Origin of the sequence: Clostridium saudiense (genome assembly GCF_000577815.1) — a bacterium.
Taxonomy (GTDB): Bacteria; Bacillota; Clostridia; order Clostridiales; family Clostridiaceae; genus Clostridium; species Clostridium saudiense.
Genome location: NZ_CBYM010000011.1, coordinates 74,386 through 97,222, shown reverse-complemented (window position 1 = coordinate 97,222; position 22,837 = coordinate 74,386). Strand labels below are relative to the sequence as shown.

18 protein-coding genes are annotated in these 22,837 nt (G+C 28.5%); all 18 read left to right on the top strand.

The window, feature by feature from the left end; translation table 11 throughout:
• The coding region (gene uvrB, locus TY07_RS07790) for an excinuclease ABC subunit UvrB (RefSeq protein ID WP_042397716.1) at nt 1-1,874 on the top strand (1,874 nt) is incomplete at its 5' end.
• A 388-nt stretch (nt 1,875-2,262) separates the two neighbouring features.
• Entirely contained in the window at nt 2,263-3,003 is a 741-nt protein-coding gene (locus tag TY07_RS07785; RefSeq protein ID WP_042397695.1) for a hypothetical protein, read from the top strand.
• 27 nt (nt 3,004-3,030) lie between these two features.
• Nucleotides 3,031-4,020: a choice-of-anchor A family protein gene (locus TY07_RS07780; protein ID WP_078061310.1), complete on the top strand. Its 990-nt coding sequence runs from the start codon at nt 3,031-3,033 to the stop codon at nt 4,018-4,020.
• A 122-nt stretch (nt 4,021-4,142) separates the two neighbouring features.
• A complete protein-coding gene (locus tag TY07_RS07775) occupies nt 4,143-4,844 on the top strand; it encodes a response regulator transcription factor (protein ID WP_042397689.1) in 702 nt (233 codons plus the stop codon).
• 261 nt (nt 4,845-5,105) lie between these two features.
• Nucleotides 5,106-6,029 (top strand): ATP-binding cassette domain-containing protein, encoded by a 924-nt coding sequence (locus tag TY07_RS07770; RefSeq protein ID WP_042397686.1) that lies wholly within the window; start codon nt 5,106-5,108, stop codon nt 6,027-6,029.
• Nucleotides 6,022-6,903, top strand: coding sequence for an ABC transporter permease (locus TY07_RS07765; protein WP_042397683.1), 882 nt, complete (start codon nt 6,022-6,024; stop codon nt 6,901-6,903). The genes TY07_RS07770 and TY07_RS07765 overlap by 8 nt, the downstream gene beginning before the upstream one ends.
• A gap of 20 nt (nt 6,904-6,923) precedes the next feature.
• The gene (locus TY07_RS07760) at nt 6,924-7,217 is read left to right on the top strand and encodes a hypothetical protein (protein WP_042397680.1); all 294 of its coding nucleotides are present in this window, start codon (nt 6,924-6,926) and stop codon (nt 7,215-7,217) included.
• 42 nt (nt 7,218-7,259) lie between these two features.
• A complete protein-coding gene (locus tag TY07_RS07755; RefSeq protein ID WP_042397677.1) occupies nt 7,260-7,973 on the top strand; it encodes an ABC transporter ATP-binding protein in 714 nt (237 codons plus the stop codon).
• Nucleotides 7,966-9,582 (top strand): ABC transporter permease, encoded by a 1,617-nt coding sequence (locus TY07_RS07750; RefSeq protein WP_042397674.1) that lies wholly within the window; start codon nt 7,966-7,968, stop codon nt 9,580-9,582. Before TY07_RS07755 ends, TY07_RS07750 begins: the two co-directional genes overlap by 8 nt.
• Nucleotides 9,583-9,767: 185 nt before the next feature.
• Nucleotides 9,768-10,706, top strand: a complete 939-nt coding sequence (locus TY07_RS07745; RefSeq protein ID WP_242833235.1) for a sensor histidine kinase — start codon at nt 9,768-9,770, stop codon at nt 10,704-10,706.
• Between the two features lie 292 nt (nt 10,707-10,998).
• Nucleotides 10,999-13,824, top strand: a complete 2,826-nt coding sequence (gene uvrA / locus TY07_RS07740; RefSeq protein ID WP_042397671.1) for an excinuclease ABC subunit UvrA — start codon at nt 10,999-11,001, stop codon at nt 13,822-13,824.
• Nucleotides 13,825-13,899: 75 nt separating this feature from the next.
• Nucleotides 13,900-14,349, top strand: coding sequence for an FHA domain-containing protein (locus tag TY07_RS07735; RefSeq protein ID WP_042397669.1), 450 nt, complete (start codon nt 13,900-13,902; stop codon nt 14,347-14,349).
• Between the two features lie 13 nt (nt 14,350-14,362).
• Nucleotides 14,363-15,583: an FtsW/RodA/SpoVE family cell cycle protein gene (locus TY07_RS07730; protein ID WP_042397666.1), complete on the top strand. Its 1,221-nt coding sequence runs from the start codon at nt 14,363-14,365 to the stop codon at nt 15,581-15,583.
• Nucleotides 15,584-15,586: 3 nt separating this feature from the next.
• Nucleotides 15,587-17,140 (top strand): peptidoglycan D,D-transpeptidase FtsI family protein, encoded by a 1,554-nt coding sequence (locus tag TY07_RS07725; RefSeq protein ID WP_042397664.1) that lies wholly within the window; start codon nt 15,587-15,589, stop codon nt 17,138-17,140.
• Nucleotides 17,141-17,280: 140 nt separating this feature from the next.
• Nucleotides 17,281-19,146, top strand: a complete 1,866-nt coding sequence (gene uvrC, locus TY07_RS07720) for an excinuclease ABC subunit UvrC (protein WP_042397661.1) — start codon at nt 17,281-17,283, stop codon at nt 19,144-19,146.
• Between the two features lie 79 nt (nt 19,147-19,225).
• Entirely contained in the window at nt 19,226-20,140 is a 915-nt protein-coding gene (gene murB / locus TY07_RS07715; RefSeq protein ID WP_042397657.1) for a UDP-N-acetylmuramate dehydrogenase, read from the top strand.
• A 458-nt stretch (nt 20,141-20,598) separates the two neighbouring features.
• The gene (gene rapZ, locus TY07_RS07710; RefSeq protein WP_042397654.1) at nt 20,599-21,483 is read left to right on the top strand and encodes an RNase adapter RapZ; all 885 of its coding nucleotides are present in this window, start codon (nt 20,599-20,601) and stop codon (nt 21,481-21,483) included.
• Nucleotides 21,480-22,811 (top strand): gluconeogenesis factor YvcK family protein, encoded by a 1,332-nt coding sequence (locus tag TY07_RS07705; protein ID WP_042397651.1) that lies wholly within the window; start codon nt 21,480-21,482, stop codon nt 22,809-22,811. Before rapZ ends, TY07_RS07705 begins: the two co-directional genes overlap by 4 nt.
• Nucleotides 22,812-22,837 lie beyond the last annotated feature (26 nt).

Here is a 22,837-nt window from a genome sequence, read left to right as displayed (position 1 = left end):
AAACATTACTAGGGGTAACTGGTTCTGGTAAGACATATACAATGGCAAATATAATAGAAAGGGTACAAAAACCCACTATAGTTTTAGCTCATAATAAAACATTAGCAGCACAATTATGTTCAGAGTTTAGGGAGTTCTTTCCAGACAATATAGTAGAATATTTTGTATCATACTATGATTATTATCAGCCTGAAGCATATGTTCCACAAACTGATACTTTTATTGAAAAAGATGCTTCTATAAATGATGAAATAGATAAGCTAAGGCATTCGGCTACATCAGCATTATTTGAAAGAAGAGATGTAATAATAGTAGCATCAGTATCTTGTATATATGGATTAGGTAATCCAGATGAATATAAGAAGTTAACTATTTCTTTAAGAGTTGGAATGGAAAAGGAAAGGGATGAAATAATTAAGAAGCTTATAGAAATTCAATATGAGAGAAATGATATTGATTTTTCTAGAGGTACATTTAGAGTTAGAGGAGATTCATTAGATATTGTTCCAGCTTCATCTTCAACTAAGGGAATTAGAATAGAGTTCTTTGGTGATGAAATTGATAGAATAAGAGAATTTGATATATTAACAGGAAAGATATTAGGAGAAAGAGAGCATGTTGCTATTTTCCCAGCTTCTCACTTTGCGGCATCTCAAGAAACTTTAAATAAGGCAATAAAACAAATTGAAGATGAATTAGAAGATAGATTAAGAGAGCTAACATCTCAAGATAAATTATTAGAGGCTCAAAGATTGAGACAAAGAACTAATTATGATATAGAAATGATTAAGGAAATGGGATATTGTAGTGGGATAGAAAACTACTCAAGAGTTTTAGATGGAAGAGCACCAGGTACTCCACCGAAGACTTTGTTAGATTACTTCCCAGATGACTATTTAATGTTTATAGATGAAAGTCATGTTACTTTGCCACAATGTAGAGCAATGTATGCAGGGGATAGATCTAGGAAGGATACATTAGTTGAATATGGATTTAGACTTCCATGTGCTTATGATAATAGACCACTTAAATTCAATGAATTTGAAAGTAAAATTAATCAGCTTATATTTGTTTCTGCAACACCAGCTCAATATGAATTAGATCATTCGACTAATATTGCAGAGCAAATAATCAGACCTACAGGACTGTTAGATCCTATAGTTGAAATTAGACCTGTAACAGGACAAATAGATGACCTTTATGCAGAAATAATTAAAACAACAGAAAGAGGATTTAGAACTTTAGTAACAACATTAACTAAGAGAATGGCTGAAGATTTAACTAAGTATTTAACTGAATTAGGTATTAAAACTACTTATATGCATTCTGATATAAAGACTATTGAAAGAATGGAGATAATAAGAAATTTAAGATTAGGTGAATTCGATGTTCTTGTTGGAATAAACTTATTAAGGGAAGGGCTGGATATTCCAGAAGTTGCTCTTGTTGCAATTTTAGATGCAGATAAGGAAGGATTTTTACGTTCTGAAACATCTATGGTTCAAACTATAGGTAGAGCAGCTAGAAATTCTGAAAGTAAAGTAATTATGTATGCAGATAAAATGACTGGGTCTATGGATAGAGCTATTAAAGAAACAAATAGAAGAAGAGAAATCCAAATGAAGTACAATGAGGAGCATGGTATTGTACCAAAGACAATTATTAAGGATATAAGAGATGTAATTGAAGCAACTAAAGTTGCAGAGGAATCTTCAGAATATAAGATTAGTAAAGAATCTTCTACTTTAACTGAGAAAGAAAAGAAGAAGTTAATTAAGCAATATACTGAAGAAATGAAAGATGCAGCTAAAAATCTTCAATTTGAAAGAGCAGCTGAGCTTAGAGATATGATTAATGATTTAAAGGAAAAATAATTTCCTAGGAAATTGCATTAAGTATTTTTATGAAAGTCATTTAAAAATCTCATAATTAAAATAATTGTATATATGATATACTGTGTTTGAACTGTTTTGAAAACTTAATGAATAGATATAGTTTCAATATATCCATTCATCATAAATTTCATAGCAAATATATATTAACTGATTCCTATTTAGTGTAGGAATCAGTTTTTTTATACCCCTATTAACCTTAAGGAATAAAGTGAAAAAATAATACGAAGAGTTAATCATAAGTATGTAGTTTTATTTTATTATATAGGATTATTTATTTGATAAAAAAACGGAATATAATACTAGTTGACTGGTAAAATTTTACATAAGATTATTTTGACTGATGGTTATTATAAGGGGGGATTATGTTATGGGGAAAAAAAATAAGGTAGCGTTAATGTTAGTAATAACGTTATTGTTTAATATTTTTTATACTTCAAATGTATTTGCAACTAATTTGAATACAAATATATTAAGTGTATTAAAAATTAATTCAATGATAACTGACATTAATTCAGTAGTTAACCTTAGTGCAAATGATGAGGTAGAATTAGATATAAAATATACCAATAGCAATAAAAATATACAAGCTGGAGATGAAGTTAATATTGATTTGCCATTAAATTTTAAAAATGTAAAAATAAATTATGAACCAGAGTATTTTACTTCAAATCCTGTGATTGATAGTCAGAATGTATATACTCTAACTCTGAATGATAAAGCAGTTGATTCGTCTGAAATTAATATTTCTATTATTGGCACAATTTTAGAAGTTGAAGAATTAGTGAATGATAGTATTGTCGTTAATATTGGACAAGAAAAAGTTAATATAGCAGTTAATATAGAATCTAGTACAGATAAGGTTTCTGGAAATATAGATGAAATACAAAATACTAATGAAGTTAAAGAAGATAGTGAAAAAATAGATGATATACAAAATTCAACTGAAGTTACTGATGAAGTATTAGGAATATCTGAAATCGATGAATGTGAAGAAATTACAAAAAGTTCAATTGAATTTGAAGCGATAAATGTTTTGGATGCAACTAAGAAATTGACAGAAGAATATAAGAGCAAAAATACTTTTAGATATGTAAAGGATGGTATTTAATATACTACACCAGCATTTGATTTTCATATTTTTTCAACAGAAGCTATTTTATCAGCTCATACTAATGGAAATATAGCAACTAAAGATTTAGATGCAGGGGGACAAGGATTTGGGGCTAGCCAGTCTTCATCATTAAAATTGAATGAGGAGAATTACATTCAAAATAGTGCGGATAATATTACACAAATAAAGAGTGATGGAAATGTTGTTATTGGAAACAAGATTCCAACACAGATAACCGATAATGGAAATAAGGTTAGTATAGGAATTGGAGGTACTGGACTTCAAAATATAGAAGTATATAAGGAAGAACAAGGTTCAAAGCCGTATATAAATATTGATGCTGAATTAGATAATTTGAAAAAAATTTCAAAAGCATTATCAGATAATCCAACATCAAGTGGAGTAAAATTAGGGAGCTTAAATGGTGAAAATCAAGAGATAACCACTGATGGAAATAGTAGTTTTTATTATTTGAATATTAAAGCTAATGAAATTAGTGATGGAAATAATAAGAGAAATCTAAAGATAAATATAGCTGAAGGGCAAACATTAATTATTAATGTAGATATGACTGGTGTAGATAAAGATTATTTAGCAAATTTAGTAACTAAAATTAATGACCATGGAAACACAGAGCAAGTTATAGGGAAAGAAAATAATGTTTTGTGGAATTTATATGATAGCTTAAGAGAAGATAAATTATTTACTACTAGTGATTATGCGAAGGTTGGTACTGGGGATTATTTCATGGGAACAATATTAGCTCCTAATGCAAATATTGAATATGGTGCATTAAATGGAAATTTAATTGCTAATAAAGTTAAAAATGATGGCCAGGAGTCTCATAAGTGGGACTTTACAGGGAAATTAGAAGATAGCAAATCAACATCAGTAATATTAGAAGGAACAAAGAATTTAACAGGAAAAGATTTAACAGAAGGAATGTTTGAATTCCAAGTTTTAGATAAAGATAATAATGTAGTATCAAAAGGAAAAAGGTTGAAAATTAATTAAATGTAATAATAAACTAAAGCCTGTAGAAAATAATTTCTACAGGCTTTAGTAATACTAATTTATAGAGATATAATTTTTTGATATAATTTATATAATTATTTGTTATAGAGGATGGAGAATTTATGAATGCAAGTAACAAAATATTAGTAGTTGAAGATGACTGGGATATAAATGCGCTGTTATGTAAGATACTAAGTCAAAATGGATATGATGTAAGAGGGGCATATTCGGGATCAGAAGCAAAGATGTGCATTGAGAAAAGTCAATATGATCTTATAATCTTAGATTTAATGTTACCAGGGATATGCGGAGAAGAGTTAATAAAGGAAATTAGAAAGAATTATTTAATGCCAATAATAGTCGAGTCAGCTAAGACAACTCCAGAAGATAAGATTGGAGTATTAAAAATGGGGGCGGATGATTTTATTAGTAAGCCATTTGATATAAATGAAGTTTTGGCTAGAGTAGAGGCACAATTAAGAAGGTATAAAGCATTTTCTAGTTCTAAAACAAATAGCAATAATAAATTAACTCATAAAAATTTAACTTTAGATATAGATAGTAGACAAGTACAGGTAAATGGAATAAACATAAATTTAACAGTTAGAGAATTTGATATATTAGAGCTATTAATTAGTAATCCTAACAAAGTGTTTACAAGGGCAAATTTATTTGAGGCAGTTTGGAAAGATGAATTCATTGGAGATGATAATACTGTTAATGTACATATTAGTAATTTAAGAGCCAAGATATCTAAGATAGATAAGGAAAATGAATATATACAAACAGTATGGGGAATTGGATTTAAATTAAAGTCTGAATAGTTAATATTTGTAGGAAAGAAAATTACAATAGGAAATAATATATTTAAAAAATGTAATTATACAATTTAAATAGTGGTTGGTAGAAAATTTAATGAGTTCTACCAACCATTTTTTAATCTTATTTTTTATCTTTGAAACTTAATACTTTCTTAATATTTTCTTTAAGGTATCTTACAACTATGGATATACAATGTAAGTAAATTAAGAATTTAAATAAAAAAAGAAGTGATAGATAAATTAATACTTAGGGGGTAAATAAAAATGAAAAAAGTTGTATTGAAGATATATAACATTACTAAAAAATATGGTGAACAACTGGCTGTAGATAATGTTAATATGACTATTAAAAAAGGTGATATATATGGATTTATAGGTCAAAATGGTGCTGGTAAAACAACATTAATTAGACTTATTACAGGATTAATTCATAAAAGTGGTGGAGAAATAGAGCTTTTAGGGGCAAATGAGGAAAATGAGTTAAATAAGGCAAGAACAATGGTTGGAAGTTTAATTGAAACCCCTTCATTTTATACTAATATGACGGCAAGAGAAAACCTAGAAGTATCTAGATTGGTAAGGAATATACCAGGAAAGAAATGTATAGATGAAGTATTAGAATTAGTTGGATTAAAAGATGTTGAAAAGAAAAAAGTTAAGAACTTTTCTTTAGGAATGAGACAAAGATTAGGAATTGCAAATGCACTAATGGGAAATCCTAAATTGCTTATATTAGATGAACCTATAAATGGACTTGATCCAATGGGAATTGTTGAAATAAGAGAATTATTAAAGAAGATAAATAAAGAAAAAGATATGACAATATTGATATCAAGCCATATATTAAGTGAGCTATCAGAACTTGCAACAACTTATGGAATAATCTCAAATGGAAAATTAATTGAAGAAATTACAGCTAAGCAACTATCCGAAAAATGTAGACAATATATAGATTTAAGGGTTGATGATACAGCTAGAGCGGTAATTTTGTTAGAGAGAGAATTAGGAATAAGTGATTATGAGGTATTAGAAGATAGTAACATAAAGGTATTTTCTAATTTGGATAATGTTGGTGAAATAAATTCGTTATTATCAAGATCCGGAATTATTGTTGAAAGTATAAGTGTTAAAGGTGAAAATTTGGAGGAATACTTTATGAATAAAGTTGGAGGTGTTTTAAATGCTTAAAGCAATACAAGCAGAATTATATAAGCTATTTAAAAATAGAACATTTAAAGTACTAATATGTGTTGCAGTTTTATTATCTACATTGACAGTAGTTATGTGTTCATCGGTTTTTGAAAAAATACTTAATGATAGTTTAGGAAATATGCCACAAGATCAAAAAGAGGTTCTTATGGAACAATTAACAAGTATGTCTGAAAGTGAAGCAATAGTAACACCAGGCCAACTAGGAATTCAGTTACAAGCTAAAGATATGATGAATCCAACTTCAATAGAAGTATACCATGCTTCATTTGGGTCAGGAGTTATAGAAATAATAATAGGTATATTAGTAGGAGCATTAATAGCAAAAGAATACTCACAAGGTACAATTAAAAATTTCTTAGCTTACGGTAAGAGGAGAGAAGAATTTTATCTAGCAAAATTTGTATCTATGGTTATAGCAGTTACAATAATTTTAGCTGTTATGACAATCCTACCAACCATAGTAGTAACGCTCATGAATGGCTGGGGGAAAGCTTTTGAAATTTCACAACTATTAGGAATGATAAAAACATTTGTTGCATCAGTTATTGCAGGTTCAGCAGTAGCAGCATTAGCTATGATTATAGCAACATTAGTAAAAAGTAATGGAGCTACAATAGGAATAACAGTAGCAATATTTATAGGGATTCCTACGTTAGCTGGATTTTTATACGGAATATATCCTTGGTTCGATAGAGTTTATGAGGTATTACCATTTTATAATTCAGCATTAGCAACTTCAATTAAAGCAGGAAATGGAGATTTGTTAAGATCAGTAATAATTTCATTAGTAACAATAGCAATTTCGTTATTTGTGGGAATAAAAATATTTAAGTCGCAAGATATCAAATAAGAAAGGTTAGTAGATTAAAAATGATTAATAGTAAATTAGAAAAGATCATTAAATTAGGCTTTGGGATAGTTATTTTTATTTTAGGAATTATATCATTTATTATATTACCTAATAAAGTAGGAATGCAGATTTCAGTTAGTGGTAAATTACAAAATTATATGCCAAAGATAATTGCTGTTATTATACCAATTGGGCTATATGGACTTGGTTTTTTACCCAATGGAAATGGTAAATCAGCAGAAATAAAAAGGAATATAATTTTATCATTATTAGCTATAGTTATTCAAATTTTTACATTAGTTTCAAATTTATAAGGATATTATAAAAAGGGGAATAAGTATAAGGGGAGAAATAGTATGTTAGAAATAAAGAACTTTTCAAAAGAATATTCAAAGGGCAAAAAAGCAGTTGATAATATATCTTTAACTGTAAATAGTGGGGAGATATTTGGATTTATAGGTCACAATGGTGCAGGAAAAACAACAACGATTAAATCTATAGTTGGAATATTAGAATTTAGTGAAGGGGATATATTAATAGATAGTAAATCTATTAAGAAAAATCCTATAGAATGTAAAAAAGTAATGGCATATATTCCAGATAATCCAGATCTTTATGAAGCTTTAACTGGAATACAATATTTAAGCTTTATTGCAGATATTTATAAAATAAGTAAAGAACAAAGAGAGAAATTAATTAAATATTATGGAGATAAGCTTGAGTTAACTAAATATTTAGGGGATTTAATTTCTTCATATTCCCATGGTATGAAACAAAAGTTAGCAGTAATATCAGCATTAATTCATAAACCAAAGTTATTAATATTAGATGAGCCATTTGTTGGATTAGATCCTAAGGCTTCTCATACACTTAAAGAAATAATGAGAGAACTTTGTAATGAGGGTAGTGCAATATTCTTTTCAACTCATGTATTAGAGGTAGCAGAAAAATTATGTGATAAGATTGCAATTATTAAAGATGGGAAAATAGTTGCAGTTGGTAGCACTGAACAAGTTAAAGGTAATAATTCTTTAGAAGAAGTATTTATGGAGTTGATTGATAATGAGTAATTTATTTATTTTATTAAAAAATTCATTTATAAATAGCACAGGAATTAATTCTTTATCTAAAGGGGTTAGCACTTCTAATGAAAAGAAGAAGTTATTAATTACTACAGCTACATTGTTATTAATAGCAGCAGTAATATGTTTTATGTCAACCACATATTCAATAGCGTTAGCTACAGTATTAAAACCAATGGGATATTTAGATTTAATATTAATAGTTGCTGTATTATTTTCATGTATTTTAAGCTTTATAACATCAATATATAAAGCGCAAGGAACATTATTTAGTTCAAAAGATTACGATTTATTAATGGCTTTACCTATAAGAAATAGTACAATATTAACTAGTAAAATATTAAGTTTAATGTCTATAAACTATATAGGAACAGCACTTGTAATAGTACCGGCTTCAATAGTATATTTTATCTATAATGGAAGTTTGTCATGGATTTTCTTCATTATATTAATAATAGGATTAATATTTATACCAATGATTCCAATAATATCAGCTTCAATAATAGCTGTTGCTATAACATTTGTATCATCAAGATTTAAGCATAAAAATATAGTAACTACAGTTGTTGGTATGATAGCATTTTTATTAATTATGATGCTTTCAATGAATATGCAAAATTATATTAATGAATTTATTGCAAATAGTGACTCAATAGTAAAAGGACTATCTAGCATATATCTACCAGCAATGTATTTAAAAGAAGCTTTAGTAAATTATGATATATTTGCTTTAATAAAGTTTATACTAATATCAATAGTTCCATTTTTAATATTTATTTTGGTATTTAGTAAGACATTTAAAGTTATAAATGGGAAATTATCAGAAAGCTATAAAAAGGCAAATTATAAGGTGTCAAAGTTAGAAGCAAGCAGTGTAATAAAATCATTGATTACGCAAGAACTAAGAAGATACTTTGCAACACCTATTTATGTTATGAATACAGCGTTTGGGATGGTATTATTAGTTGCAGCATCCATTGCAACGTTATTTGTAAGTAAAGAAACGTTAGTGGAATTTTTGGGGTATCCTGAGATAGCTAATATGATTCCAGTTGCAATATTAGTTTTCTTAGTATTTACTATTGGACTATCTTGTACAACAAATTCATCAATATCATTAGAAGGAAATAGGTTATGGATATTAAAATCATTGCCAATAGAACCTAATGATATCTTTAAGGGTAAAATAATAACTAATTTAATAATAACAATTCCAGCATCAATTATAGCAAATGTATTTTTTTATATAGGATTAAAGTTTGATATAAAGTATTTAATATTTAACTTAGTAATTAGTATAGTATTTGCAATTGTATCAGCTATATTAGGAATAATAATTAATTTATATTTTCCAAAGATGGAGTGGACAAATCCAACAACAGTAGTAAAGCAAAGCGCAAGTGTAATGATTACTATTTTGGGAATATTGATATTAATATTAGTAGTTGTAGCAGTATCAGTTGTATTAGTTAAAGTATTCAATATTACAAATATGATGATTATTTTAAGTTCAGTATTAATTATATTTTTAATAGCTTTATTTGTTTCAATTAAGGTATTGAATAATATAGGTAGTGAAAAGTTTAATAGATTATAGAAGAGTTGCCTCTGTGGAATATTCATTTTTTAGAATATTCTATTGAGGTAATTTGCTTATATTTATATAGTGTTGGAAGGATTAAGCATAGAGTATATAATATACTTAAAGAATAAATTGAATTTTGATATTTATAAAATTAGATTTGAATTCATATGCAAATAGATTAAGAGGTTTAATTATAGATGAGTATATCTAGGGGTATATATAATGAATTGATATATAGAATAGGAGAAAATATGGGAATAACATGTATTTTAATAGCAATAATTATTGTTTTAATAGCTGTTATTATAGGATATAAAAGAGAGTTTAGAAGAATAAGTAAGCAAATTAATAATAATTTAGATGAATATGCAAATATAAAAACCAAATCTGTAGATAAAGATGTAGAAGGTTTAGTGGAAGATATAAATCTAATATTTGACTCAAAACAAAAGATTGTGGCAGAAAAAAACAAAAATGAAGAAGAATTAAGAGCTAGTATATCGAATATGTCACATGATTTAAGAACACCATTAACATCAATAATGGGATATTTGCAAATGATAAGATTAGAAGGCATATCAGAAGAGGAAAAAAATGAGTATATAGATATTGTAGAAAATAGGGCAAAATCATTGCAGCATCTTATTAGTAGCTTTTATGATTTATCTAGAATAGAGGGAAATGAGTATAACTTTAATTATAAAAAGGTAAATTTAAAAAACATATTATGCGAAAATATAGCTGCATTTTACAATGATTTTATTAATAATAATATTAATCCGATTATTGAAGTAGATGAAAATGTTAGAGATATTATATCAGATGAAGGAGCTATTACAAGAATTTTTACTAATTTAATAGGAAATATGATTAAACATGGTGAAAGTTATGTAAAAATTACTTTGAAACAAAAGGATGATGTAATAATAACAGAGTTTATTAACAAGACAACAGCTTTAACAGAAGAAAATGTGGATAAATTATTTGATAGATTTTATACTGTGGATAAATCAAGAAGTGATAGAAATACAGGATTAGGGTTGTATATAACTAAGGTCTTAGTAGAAAAATTAGGATATAGTATAAATTCCACTTTAAAAAACGAAGAATTAATAATACAAATTTTATGGAAATAAGATAAAAATAGTTATAATTAATGCAAGCAAATTTAAAGAAAAGTATTTGCTTGTATTTTTTTATAAACAGATGATATACAAGAAAAAAATATTATTGAGACTTTAAGTAAGTATGTTGGATGATGCAAAGATATAAAAACCAAATTATAATCGTATAAATATTAATCATGAATTTTATTGACAATAAATTTCAATAAACCTAAAATATAATAAAGAGAATATTTGTTCGAGATTAAAGAAAAGAAATTATGACAAAAATAAAATAATGAAGTATATCGAAGAGGGTAGAAAAATGAAAGATAAGATTATAGTAAAAGGTGCAAGAGTACATAATTTAAAAAATGTTTCCTTAGAAATTCCCAGAGATAAATTAATAGTATTTACTGGATTATCTGGTTCAGGTAAATCTTCTTTAGCATTTGATACGTTATATGCTGAAGGACAAAGAAGATACGTTGAATCTTTATCTGCTTATGCAAGACAATTTTTAGGGCAAATGAATAAGCCTGATGTTGACTATATTGAAGGTTTATCACCAGCAATATCAATAGATCAAAAAACAACTAGCAAAAATCCAAGATCTACAGTGGGGACAATTACTGAGATTTATGATTACTTAAGATTGCTATATGCAAGAATAGGTATTCCACATTGTCCTAAATGTGGAAAGGTAATAAGTCAGCAGTCTGTTGATCAAATTGTGGATCAAGTAATGGCTCTTGGGGATAGAACTAAAATTCAAGTTTTAGCTCCAATTATAAGAGGAAAAAAAGGGACTCATGAAAAAATATTAGATAATATAAAGAAAAATGGATATGTAAGAGCAAGAGTAGATGGCGAAATATATGAATTAGCTGAAGATGAAATAAAACTTGAAAAGACTAAAAAGCATAATATTGAAGCAGTTGTTGATAGGCTTGTAATTAAAGAAGGAATTGAAGGTAGATTAAGTGATTCACTAGAAGCTGCATTAAAATTAGCAGAAGGTCTAGTTATAATAAATGTAATTGGTGATAAAGATATATTATTTAGTGAAAATTTTGCATGTGCTGATTGTGGAATTAGCATACAAGAATTTGAACCAAGAATGTTTTCATTTAATGCACCATATGGAAAATGTGACAAATGTGATGGTTTAGGAACTTTAATGGAAATAGATCCAAACTTAGTAATTCCGAATAAAAACCTAAGTGTTATGGAAGGGGCTATAGCTACTTGGGGAGAAGGAAGACTAAAGGAAGATTCATGGACATATGCTATACTGCAAGCATTAAGTAAAGAGTATGATTTAGATTTAAATAGGCCAGTAAAGGAATTATCTAAAGAACATTTAGATTTATTATTATATGGAACTAATGGACATAAGTTATCTGTTATTTATACTAAGGATGGAGTAAAGGCAAAATACGCATATTCTTATGATGGAGAAATTAATTCACTTATAAGAAGATATAAAGAAACTAACTCAGATGTTATAAAAGGTGAAATAGAACAATATATGAGCAACAATGCTTGTCCGAAATGTAAAGGGGCTAGACTTAACAAAGAAGTTTTAGCGGTTACTATTGGAGATAAAAATATATATGAATTTACTAAAATGTCAATTAAGGAAGAGCTTGAGTTTATAAATTCAATTACATTATCTGAAAAGGAAAGAATTATAAGTGATCAAATAGTAAAAGAAATAAAAAGCAGATTACAATTCTTAGTTAATGTTGGATTAGACTATTTAAATCTTTCAAGAAGTTCAGGAACTCTTTCTGGTGGGGAAGCACAAAGAATTAGACTTGCTACTCAAATTGGATCAGCATTAATGGGAGTTTTATATATACTAGATGAACCTAGTATTGGATTACATCAAAGAGATAATGATAAATTAATTCAAACTTTAAAAAACTTAAGAGATGTAGGAAATACAGTTATAGTTGTTGAGCATGATGAAGATACTATGAGAGAAGCAGATTATATAGTAGATATAGGACCAAGAGCAGGAGAACATGGTGGTCAAATAATTGCAGCAGGTCCAGTTGATGAAATTATGGCATGTAAAGAATCAATTACAGGTCAATATTTAACAGGAGAAAAATCAATTAAAGTTCCTGAGGTAAGAAGAGAAGGTAATGGAAATTTTATTACTGTAACTGGTGCTAAGGAAAATAATCTTAAAAATTTAAATGTTAAATTCCCATTAGGAGTTTTAACAATGGTTACAGGTGTTTCAGGTTCTGGTAAGAGTACATTAGTAAATGAAATACTTTATAAAGGATTAAATAAAATAATTAATAAGAGTAAAAACCCAACTGGTGCGTTTAAAGATATCACAGGATATGAAAATATTGATAAGATTATAGATATTGATCAAAGTCCTATAGGCAGAACTCCACGTTCAAATCCAGCAACATATACAGGTACATTTGACATAATAAGAGAATTATTCTCACAAACTCCAGAGGCTAAGATGAGAGGATATAAGCCAGGAAGATTTAGCTTTAATGTAAAAGGTGGAAGATGCGAAGCATGTTCTGGTGATGGAATAATAAAAATAGAAATGCAATTCTTATCTGATGTATATGTTCCATGTGAAGTATGTAAAGGAAAGAGATATAATAGAGAAACTCTTGAAGTTAAATATAAAGGTAAGAATATTGATGATGTCTTAAATATGACTGTAGAAGAGGCATTAGAATTCTTCGAAAATATTCCAAGGATAAAAAATAAGATTCAAACACTAAAAGATGTAGGATTAGGATATGTTAGATTAGGTCAACCTTCAACTCAATTATCAGGTGGTGAGGCTCAAAGAATTAAGCTTGCATTTGAATTATCAAAGAGAAGTACTGGAAAGACTTTATATATTTTAGATGAACCAACAACAGGACTTCATGTAGATGATGTTAGTAGATTAGTTGAAATACTACAAAGATTAGTTGAAGCGGGAAATACAGTTGTTGTTATAGAACATAATTTAGATATGATAAAATGTGCCGATTATATAATAGATTTAGGGCCAGAAGGTGGAGATAAAGGTGGTACATTAGTAGCGCAAGGAACACCAGAAGAAATAGTTAAAAACGACAAATCACACACAGGGAAATATCTTAAGAAGTTATTAAGTTAGTCTTAGATGACTTGTTATTTTTTACAATAAGATTTAATATATAATGGTAAATATACGTTAATTTGAGGTGAAGGTATGAGTTTTGGAAAGTTGGTTACTTTTACATTTGGTATAGTTTTCATAATTTTATTATATGTCATTATATATTATGCGTTAAAGATAATGTATAAAGATGTTAAGACTGGTGGAAAAGCAAGAAATAATAGCTCAGGTATAAGATATGGTATTGAGGTTATTCAAACTGGAGTTAATTCTACATTAGAACAGGGGTCAGTAGTTCCTATAAGAGGAATTATTACATTAGGTAGAAAGCCAGAAAATACAATAGTATTAACCGAGCCTTTTGTATCAGGTAACCATGCAAAAATATATGCTAAAAATAATAATTTATATGTTGAAGACTTAAATAGTACCAATGGTGTATATGTAAATAATGAAAGAATACAGGAAAAGTATAAGCTAGTTGCTGATGATGAAGTAAAAATAGGAAGTGCTATTTTTAAAGTTTTAAAGTCAGGCAGATAATAGAGGTGATGATATGAAAGCAATAAAGCGAGAAAAAAGATTACTTAGATTAGTATATCTGCTATGCTTACTACTTTTCACAGCATTAGGTTTTTTACAACAACCTTTTGACAAATTTGCATTAATAATGGGGGTAGTCTTATGTGTATTAATAGGCTATTCCCACTTTGTAATTAGAAGGTTTTATCCAGATGGCGATAAATTTATTTTAATTTTTGCAAGTGTATTAGCAGTAGTAGGAGTAGCAACATTATATAGAATAAATACAGTTACAGCTATTAAACAATTAGTTTGGATATCTTTAGGAATAATAGCCTATATATTGATAGTAGTAATATTGCCAGACTTAAAGAGTTTTGTAAAATATAAGAATATATATATGATAATAACTTTAATATTAATGCCATTAGCATTAATATTCGGTACAGAATTATATGGGGCAAAGAACTGGATAATAATAGGACCGATATCTTTTCAGCCTTCAGAATTTGGAAAGATTGCATTAGTATTATATTTAGCAGCTGCATTATCAAGTTATGAAGCTAAAAATAACTTTAAAGGAGATGCCAAGCAATTATGGCAACCAGCATTAGTTGCAGGGTTTTCAATGGGGTGTATGGTGCTTCAAAGAGATTTAGGAAGTGCCTTAATATTCTTTGGTATTTCAATAACATTACTTTATGTTGCAACATCAAAGAGAAAATATGTATTTACTGCTTTAGGATTAGCAGCTATAGGATCAGTAGCTGGATATGCTATGTTTGGGCATGTAAGAGAAAGAGTTAAGATTTGGTTAGATCCATGGAAGTATGCATTAGGATCATCTTATCAAATAGTTGAAGGAATGTATTCTATTGCTGCAGGCGGACTTTTTGGAGTTGGATTAGGGCAAGGTCATTTTGAAAATTTGCCTGTTAAAGAAAGTGATATGATTTATGCAATTATATGTGAGGAATTTGGAATAATTTTTGCAATTGGATTAATGATAATATATTTCCTATTATTTTATAGAGGTATAAGAGCAGCATTTGTTACAAAAGACAGTTATTCACAATTGATTGCAGTTGGTTTTAGTACAATGATAGCATGTCAAACATTAGTTATAATAGGAGGAATATTTGCTGTTATCCCATTAACAGGTATAACATTGCCTATTATAAGTTATGGTGGTTCATCAGTATTAACAATATTCTTTGCATTAGGAATATTACAAAAAATATCAGAGGAGGCATAGGATATGAATGATTTAGCAAAAAGTGTTAAGCATGTAATGACAGTTTTCTTAGTTTTCTTTATAGCATTGATATCCTATATTGCATATTTTCAGCTAATTAAAAGTCCTAAAATTAATGAAATGGCAGGTAACACAAGGGTTATAGCTAAAAAGAATGAAGTTTTAAGAGGAACCATTTATGATAGAAATGGGACTGCATTAACTACAAGTGAAAGGTTAAATCAAACTTCACAAAAAAGAGATTATTTATATGGTAATTTATATGTGCATGCATTAGGTTATACAAGTGCTGTATATGGAACTACTGGTCTTGAAGAAGAGTATGATAGTGAATTAACTACTTATAATGCTTTTGGTAATAATTTCAGAAAGTTCTTAGATACTATTGATTTAAATGGGTTAGTAGAAAATATAAAGAGCGATAAGGAAAGTACAGGAAGCTTTAACTTTACAGAGAATTTTAAAGAATTTAAAGATAAGATAGATTTTAGCTTACTAACAGAAGAAGACGCTAAGGTAGGAAATGGAGTTGTAACTACATTAGATACAACACTTCAACAAGTGGCATCAGATGCATTAGGTAATAATAAAGGTGCTGTAGTTGCATTAGATCCTAAAACAGGAGAAATATTAGCAATGGTATCAAAACCAACATTTAATCCTAATAATTTAGCAGATGAAATGAATGCAGCTAATAGTGGAAGTGGAGAAGACTCACCGTTAATAAATAGGGCAATCAATGGATTATATCCTCCAGGATCTGTATTTAAGACTGTAACATTAACAAGCGCATTAGAAAATATTCCATCAGTAGTTGATAGAACTTTTAGTGATGAAGGAAAAATTAAATTTCCTGATGGAAGATCTTTAAGTAACTTTGGAAATAATGCTTATGGTTCAATAGACTTAAAGCAAGCATATAAAGTATCAAGTAATGTTGTATTTGGTACATTAGCTATGGAATTAGGAAATGATGCACTTAAATCTACTGCAGAGGATTATGGATTCAACTCTGTAATAAAAGGGCCAGGTATATCTATAACTGCAAGTAGATTTCCATCTTTAGATAGTTCAGAAATTGGGAATATAGCACAAAGTGGTATAGGCCAAAGTAGTGTTTTAGCAACACCTATGCAAATGGCTTTAGTTGCAGCTACAGTTGGAAATGATGGAGTAATGATGCAGCCTAAACTTGTTAAGGCTATAGTAGATAAAGATCAAAATGTAGTTAAAACTATTGATGATAAACAATTAAAACAAGTCATGTCTAGTGATATAGCAGAAACAATACAAGATTATATGGTTAATTTAGTTAACAGTAATTTAAGTAAGTGGCCAGCATTTGAAGGAACTAATGCTGGAGGGAAAACAGGTACTGCTGATTATACTTTACCAGATGGTAGCGAAGCAACACCACATAGTTGGTTTATATCTGTAGCACCAATGGACGATCCACAAATAGCAGTTGCAGTAATTGTTGAAAATGGTGGAACTGGTTCAGGTAAAGCAGCAACTGTTGCAAGTAAAGTTGTAAGACAGGCGGTTTTAGGCTATTAAAATAAATAAAAAAATTATGTGCTAATATAAGAGTTAAGGGGGACAAAAGCAAGCTTAAGTATAATTAAGTTTAGGTTTGCTTAGAGTAACCTTTAACTCTTAATTATTATCTACTAAACTAAAGAGGGGAGGATTCTAAAATGTTTGATTTTGAATATCATTTAAAGAATTTGCCAGATAAACCTGGAGTATATTTAATGAAAAATTCTTTAGGGGAAGTAATTTATGTAGGAAAAGCAAAAATACTAAAAAATAGAGTTAAAAGTTATTTTCAAAACTCAAAAAATCATTCTGAAAAAGTGCGTGTAATGGTTAAAAATATTTCCGAATTTGAGTATATTGTTACAGATTCAGAAATGGAGGCTTTAATTTTAGAGTGCAACTTAATAAAAAAGTATAGTCCTAAGTATAATATTCTGCTAAAGGATGATAAGTTTTATCCATTCATAAAAATAACTATAAAAGATGATTATCCAAGGGTGTTTGTTACTAGAAATTTTGCTAAGGATGGAAGCAAATATTTTGGACCTTACACTAATGGGGCAGCAGTTTATGAAACTATTAATTTAATATATAAGATATTTCCATTAAGAACTTGTAAACTTGCAATAAGAGAAAATGGAGAGAAGGTAAGACCTTGTTTGAATTATCATATTAAAAAATGCTTTGGGCCATGTGGTGGCCATATTACTAAAGAAGAATATAGGAAGATGATTAGTGATATAATAGATGTTTTAAGTGGTAAAGAAACTTATGTAACTAAAATGCTAAAGGATGAAATGGAAAGAGCCGCTGAAGAATTAGAATTTGAAAAAGCAGCAGCATTGAGAGATAAAATATTATCTATAGAAGCTATAGTTGAAAAGCAAAAGATTTTTAAAACTATGGAAGGTGACGAAGATTTTATTAATATAGAGCAAGATGAAAAAGATAGTTGTATTCAAGTATTTTTCTCTAGAGATGGTAAGATAATCGGAAGAGAGCATTTCATATTTGAAAATACTGCAAATGAAGGAATTGGTGAAATAATAGAAGAATTCATAGCTACCTTTTATGGAGGAACAGCAAAGGTACCGAAAACTATTTTTGTACCAGAAATTAATGAGTTAGAATTAATGGAAGAATATTTGACCATAAAAAGGGGTTCTAAGGTATGGATTAAAGTACCACAAAAGGGACAAAAGAAAGATATGCTTGAAATGGTTAAAAATAATGCACAAATTACCTTAGAAAAGTTTAAAGATAAATATTTAAAAGATAAAGAATTAAATAGAGTTTCTTTATTAGAACTTCAAGAGCTATTAAGTTTAGATGAATGGCCTTCTAGAATAGAAGCATATGATATTTCTAATATACAGGGTGTAGATTCTGTTGGAACAATGATTGTATTTGAAGAAGGAAGAGCAAAGAATAGTGATTATAGAAGATTTAAGATAAAAACAGTTAAGGGTGCCAATGATTATGATAGTATGCGTGAAATATTAACTAGAAGATTTAATCATGGGTTAGATGAAATAAAAGCTATTCAACAAAGAGATTTAAAGCTATCAGCAGGAAAATTTTCAACATTTCCTGATTTAATAATGATGGATGGTGGAAAAGGTCAAGTTAATATTGCTTTAGAGGTGTTAAAATCGTTAAATATAGATATTCCAGTTTGTGGACTAGTTAAGGATGATAAACACCAAACAAGGGGGATAGTATATAATAATAAAGAGCTGATTATAAATAGAGGATCAAATTTAATGCAGCTTATTAGAAGAATTCAAGATGAGGTGCATAGATTTGCAATAACATATCATAGAAGCTTAAGAGATAAAAGAACTTTACATTCAATTTTAGATGATATACCTAATGTTGGAGAAAAAAGAAGAAGAGCATTATTAATGAAGTTTGGAAGCGTTGATAACATAAAGAAGGCAACGATAGAAGAACTTTTAGATACACAATCTATAGATAAAAAATCAGCACAAAGTATTTATAATTACTTTAATGGTAATAATTAAAGCTAAATCACTTGTTTAATAGTATAAATTAATTTATACTATTAAATTGTAAATATTTTATAATTTTAAGGAGCTTGTCATGAATAAATACGATAAATTTGTAGGGTTGTTTGGGAAATTTTATGATGAAAATGATATTAAGATAGATGAGAAACTAAGTAGTTATGTTAATTTTAAAGTTGGTGGGCCAGCAGATATATTATTGATTCCAAAATCAAAAGAGCAGGTAATAAAGAGTGTTGAAGTTTGTAAGGAAAACAAAATTCCTTTTTATTTAATAGGAAATGGTTCTAACATACTAGTTAGAGATGGTGGATTTAGAGGTGTTGTAATTTCTTTAAAAGAAGTTAACACTATTATTGTAGATGGAGATAAAATAGAAGCAGAGTGTGGAGCTATGCTTAAAGCAGTTTCTGATAAAGCTATGGAAAATTCATTAACTGGATTTGAATTTGCTTGTGGAATTCCAGGAACTATAGGTGGAGCCGTATTTATGAATGCAGGTGCTTATGATGGAGAAATAGCTCATGTTATAGAAAGTGCTGAAATAATTGATGAAGAGTGCAATATTGTAAGACTTTCAAATAAGGATTTAGACTTTGGATATAGATCATCAATAGTTATGAAAAAAGGATATACAGTATTATCAGCTGTGTTTAAATTAGAAAAGGGGCAAGTAAAGACAATAAAAGAGTTGGTTGATGATTTAACAAATAAAAGAGAATCAAAACAACCACTTGAATATCCATCAGCAGGAAGTACATTTAAGAGACCTACAGGGTACTTTGCAGGAAAACTTATTCAAGATGCAGGCTTAAAAGGTTATTCTATAGGAGGAGCAGCAGTTTCTGAAAAACATTCAGGATTTGTAATCAATAAAGGAAATGCTACAGCTAAAGATATAACTGATTTAATAAAATATATTCAAGATGAAGTTAAGAGACAATTTGGAGTAGAGCTTCATCCAGAAGTTAGAATAATTGGTGAAGAGTAAAAGGTTGCCTTAGGGCAACTTTTTTTATGCCTAGATTTACTCAATTAAGTCGTGTAAAAGCAAAGTTGTTTTGATATAAGTGAGCCTCCAAATTTTATATTTGGCAAGGAGAACTTACTCATTCGACGAATAGGAGAAGGAGTTTCATTAAAAATAATTCGTGAAGGTTTCTAAATATTCTATTTACTCAATTAAATCGTGTAAAAGCAAAGTTGTTTTGATATAATTGAGCCTCCAAATTTTATATTTGGCAAGGCAAACTTACTCATTCGACGGATAGGAGAAGGAGTTTCATTAAAAATAATTTATGAAGTGTTCTAAATATTACATTTAGTTAATTAAATCGTGTAAAAGCAAAGTTGTTTTGATATAATTATTCTATACAGAATTATATAAGTTCAGAGTTAGTAAAGTTATATCATAAGATTAAATAAAGCAGAAGTTTTTGGAGGTATTATATGAGATTCATTATAGTAACAGGTTTATCAGGTGCAGGTAAATCAGAAGCTACAAAAAGTTTAGAGGATATGGGATATTTTTGTGTAGATAATTTACCACCAACATTAATTACAAAATTCGCAGAAGTTTGTTCACAAAGTAACGGTAAAATTGATAAAGTTGCATTAGTAATAGATATAAGAGGTGGAGTATTCTTTAATGATTTATTCCAAAGTTTAAGAGAACTAGAAAAAGATCAATTTAAGTATGAAATACTATTTTTAGATGCAACTGATGAAGTTTTAGTAAAGAGATTTAAAGAAAAGAGAAGAAGCCATCCATTATCAGGTGGAGGAAGAGTTATAACTGGAATAGAGTTAGAAAGAGAAAAATTAAGAGAGGTTAAGGATAAAGCAGATATCATTATAGATACATCAAAATATAAAATTGGAGATTTAAGAGAAGAAATGACTAAGTATTTTGGTGATGAAACTCTTCCAGAAAAGCAAATGTCTATTACAGTATTAAGTTTTGGATTTAAATATGGTATACCTGTTGATTCTGATTTAGTTTTTGATGTTAGATTTATACCAAATCCATTCTATATACCGGAATTAAAGCCTTTCTCAGGATTAGATACTCCAGTTAAAGACTATGTTTTAGAACAAGATGAAACAAAGAACTTTTTATATAAGCTAACTGATATGTTAGAATTTTTAATTCCTAATTATAAAAAAGAAGGAAAGAGACAGCTTATTATATCAATAGGATGTACAGGGGGAAGACATAGATCAGTTGCTATTGCAAATGAAATTTATAAGAATTTACATGAAAAAAATTATGATGTTTATATAGAACATAGAGATATTAAGGAAGATGTTCATAAAGGGGATAAAAAACTATGATAATGGAGTTTTTGATGAAGCCTGGTATAAAAATTAAACGATGGATTTTTTTAGGCTTTATTGGTATGGTTTTATCGGTAGTAGGGTTTATTGAAATTTTTTCACAGGTAGGAGAAAGTATAGCATTTAAAGTTTTATACTTATTTCTAAGCTTAATAGGACTTTTAATTATGTATATAGCTTTATCAGAATTTATAAAGTCGTTTATTGCATTAATAAATAATGAAAAAATTAAAATAACTATAACTGATAAAAATATTGAGGATTTAGTTGATGAAAAGAGAGTTCATGTAGGAGGACCAAAGATTGTTGTTATAGGTGGGGGAACAGGTTTATCAACAATGCTGAGAGGACTTAAATTATATACTAATAATATAACGGCAATAGTAACAGTTGGTGATGATGGGGGAGGCTCAGGAAAACTTAGAGCTGACCTTGGAATGCTTCCACCAGGGGATATAAGAAACTGTATTTTAGCTTTAGCTGATACTGAGCCAATAATGGAGGATTTACTTCAATATAGATTTACAGAAGGAACTTTAAAGGGACAAAGTTTTGGTAATTTATTTTTAGCTGCCATGGATGGGATAAGCGATAACTTTGAAGCGGCAGTTCAAAAAATGAGTTCAGTACTTGCTGTAACAGGAAAGGTATTACCAGTTACTTTAGATGATATGAAGTTGATTGCAGAACTTGAAAATGGAAATATTGTAGAGGGTGAATCTATAATACCTGATGAAGTTATTAAACAAAAAAGTAAAATAAAAAACTTAAAGATTGAACCTGAAAAGGCAAAGCCTTTATTAGATGCATTAATGGCTATAAGCGAGGCAGATGCAATAGTCATGGGGCCGGGAAGTTTGTATACAAGCATAATTCCAAATCTTTTAGTAGAGGATATTGCAGAGTGTATAAATAAAAGTGATGCAATTAAAATTTATATTTCTAACGTAATGACTCAACCGGGGGAAACTGATGATTTTACTGTTTCTGATCATATAAAAACGTTAATGAAGTATAGTGGTAAAAATAGTGTTGAATATGTTATTGCAAATAATGGGACAATTCCTAAGGATATAGAGGAAAGATATTTAAGTGAAGGTTCTAAATTAGTTGAGCTAGATTATGATAATATAAAGGACTTAGGTGTTAAGGTAGTAGAAACAGATTTGGTTAAAATAACTAAGGGATATGTAAAACATGATTCAGAATATTTGGCACAAGTATTGATGACAACTGTTCTTGATAAAAAGCTATTATATGATAAAAAGAAGATAATGGAGTATATGTACGTTTCTAAAAAAATTAAAAATAATAAAGAAAAATAGAGGATATTGCATAGGCAATATCCTCT

Bases quoted from the DNA above. Each gene is read 5' to 3' on its own strand.
- TY07_RS07785 (WP_042397695.1), top strand. From the start codon at position 2,263: ATGGGGAAAAAAAATAAGGTAGCGTTAATGTTAGTAATAACGTTATTG.
- TY07_RS07775 (WP_042397689.1), top strand. From the start codon at position 4,143: ATGAATGCAAGTAACAAAATATTAGTAGTTGAAGATGACTGGGATATA.
- TY07_RS07770 (WP_042397686.1), top strand. From the start codon at position 5,106: ATGAAAAAAGTTGTATTGAAGATATATAACATTACTAAAAAATATGGT.
- TY07_RS07765 (WP_042397683.1), top strand. From the start codon at position 6,022: ATGCTTAAAGCAATACAAGCAGAATTATATAAGCTATTTAAAAATAGA.
- TY07_RS07760 (WP_042397680.1), top strand. From the start codon at position 6,924: ATGATTAATAGTAAATTAGAAAAGATCATTAAATTAGGCTTTGGGATA.
- TY07_RS07755 (WP_042397677.1), top strand. From the start codon at position 7,260: ATGTTAGAAATAAAGAACTTTTCAAAAGAATATTCAAAGGGCAAAAAA.
- TY07_RS07750 (WP_042397674.1), top strand. From the start codon at position 7,966: ATGAGTAATTTATTTATTTTATTAAAAAATTCATTTATAAATAGCACA.
- TY07_RS07745 (WP_242833235.1), top strand. From the start codon at position 9,768: ATGAGTATATCTAGGGGTATATATAATGAATTGATATATAGAATAGGA.
- uvrA (WP_042397671.1), top strand. From the start codon at position 10,999: ATGAAAGATAAGATTATAGTAAAAGGTGCAAGAGTACATAATTTAAAA.
- TY07_RS07735 (WP_042397669.1), top strand. From the start codon at position 13,900: ATGAGTTTTGGAAAGTTGGTTACTTTTACATTTGGTATAGTTTTCATA.
- TY07_RS07730 (WP_042397666.1), top strand. From the start codon at position 14,363: ATGAAAGCAATAAAGCGAGAAAAAAGATTACTTAGATTAGTATATCTG.
- TY07_RS07725 (WP_042397664.1), top strand. From the start codon at position 15,587: ATGAATGATTTAGCAAAAAGTGTTAAGCATGTAATGACAGTTTTCTTA.
- uvrC (WP_042397661.1), top strand. From the start codon at position 17,281: ATGTTTGATTTTGAATATCATTTAAAGAATTTGCCAGATAAACCTGGA.
- murB (WP_042397657.1), top strand. From the start codon at position 19,226: ATGAATAAATACGATAAATTTGTAGGGTTGTTTGGGAAATTTTATGAT.
- rapZ (WP_042397654.1), top strand. From the start codon at position 20,599: ATGAGATTCATTATAGTAACAGGTTTATCAGGTGCAGGTAAATCAGAA.
- TY07_RS07705 (WP_042397651.1), top strand. From the start codon at position 21,480: ATGATAATGGAGTTTTTGATGAAGCCTGGTATAAAAATTAAACGATGG.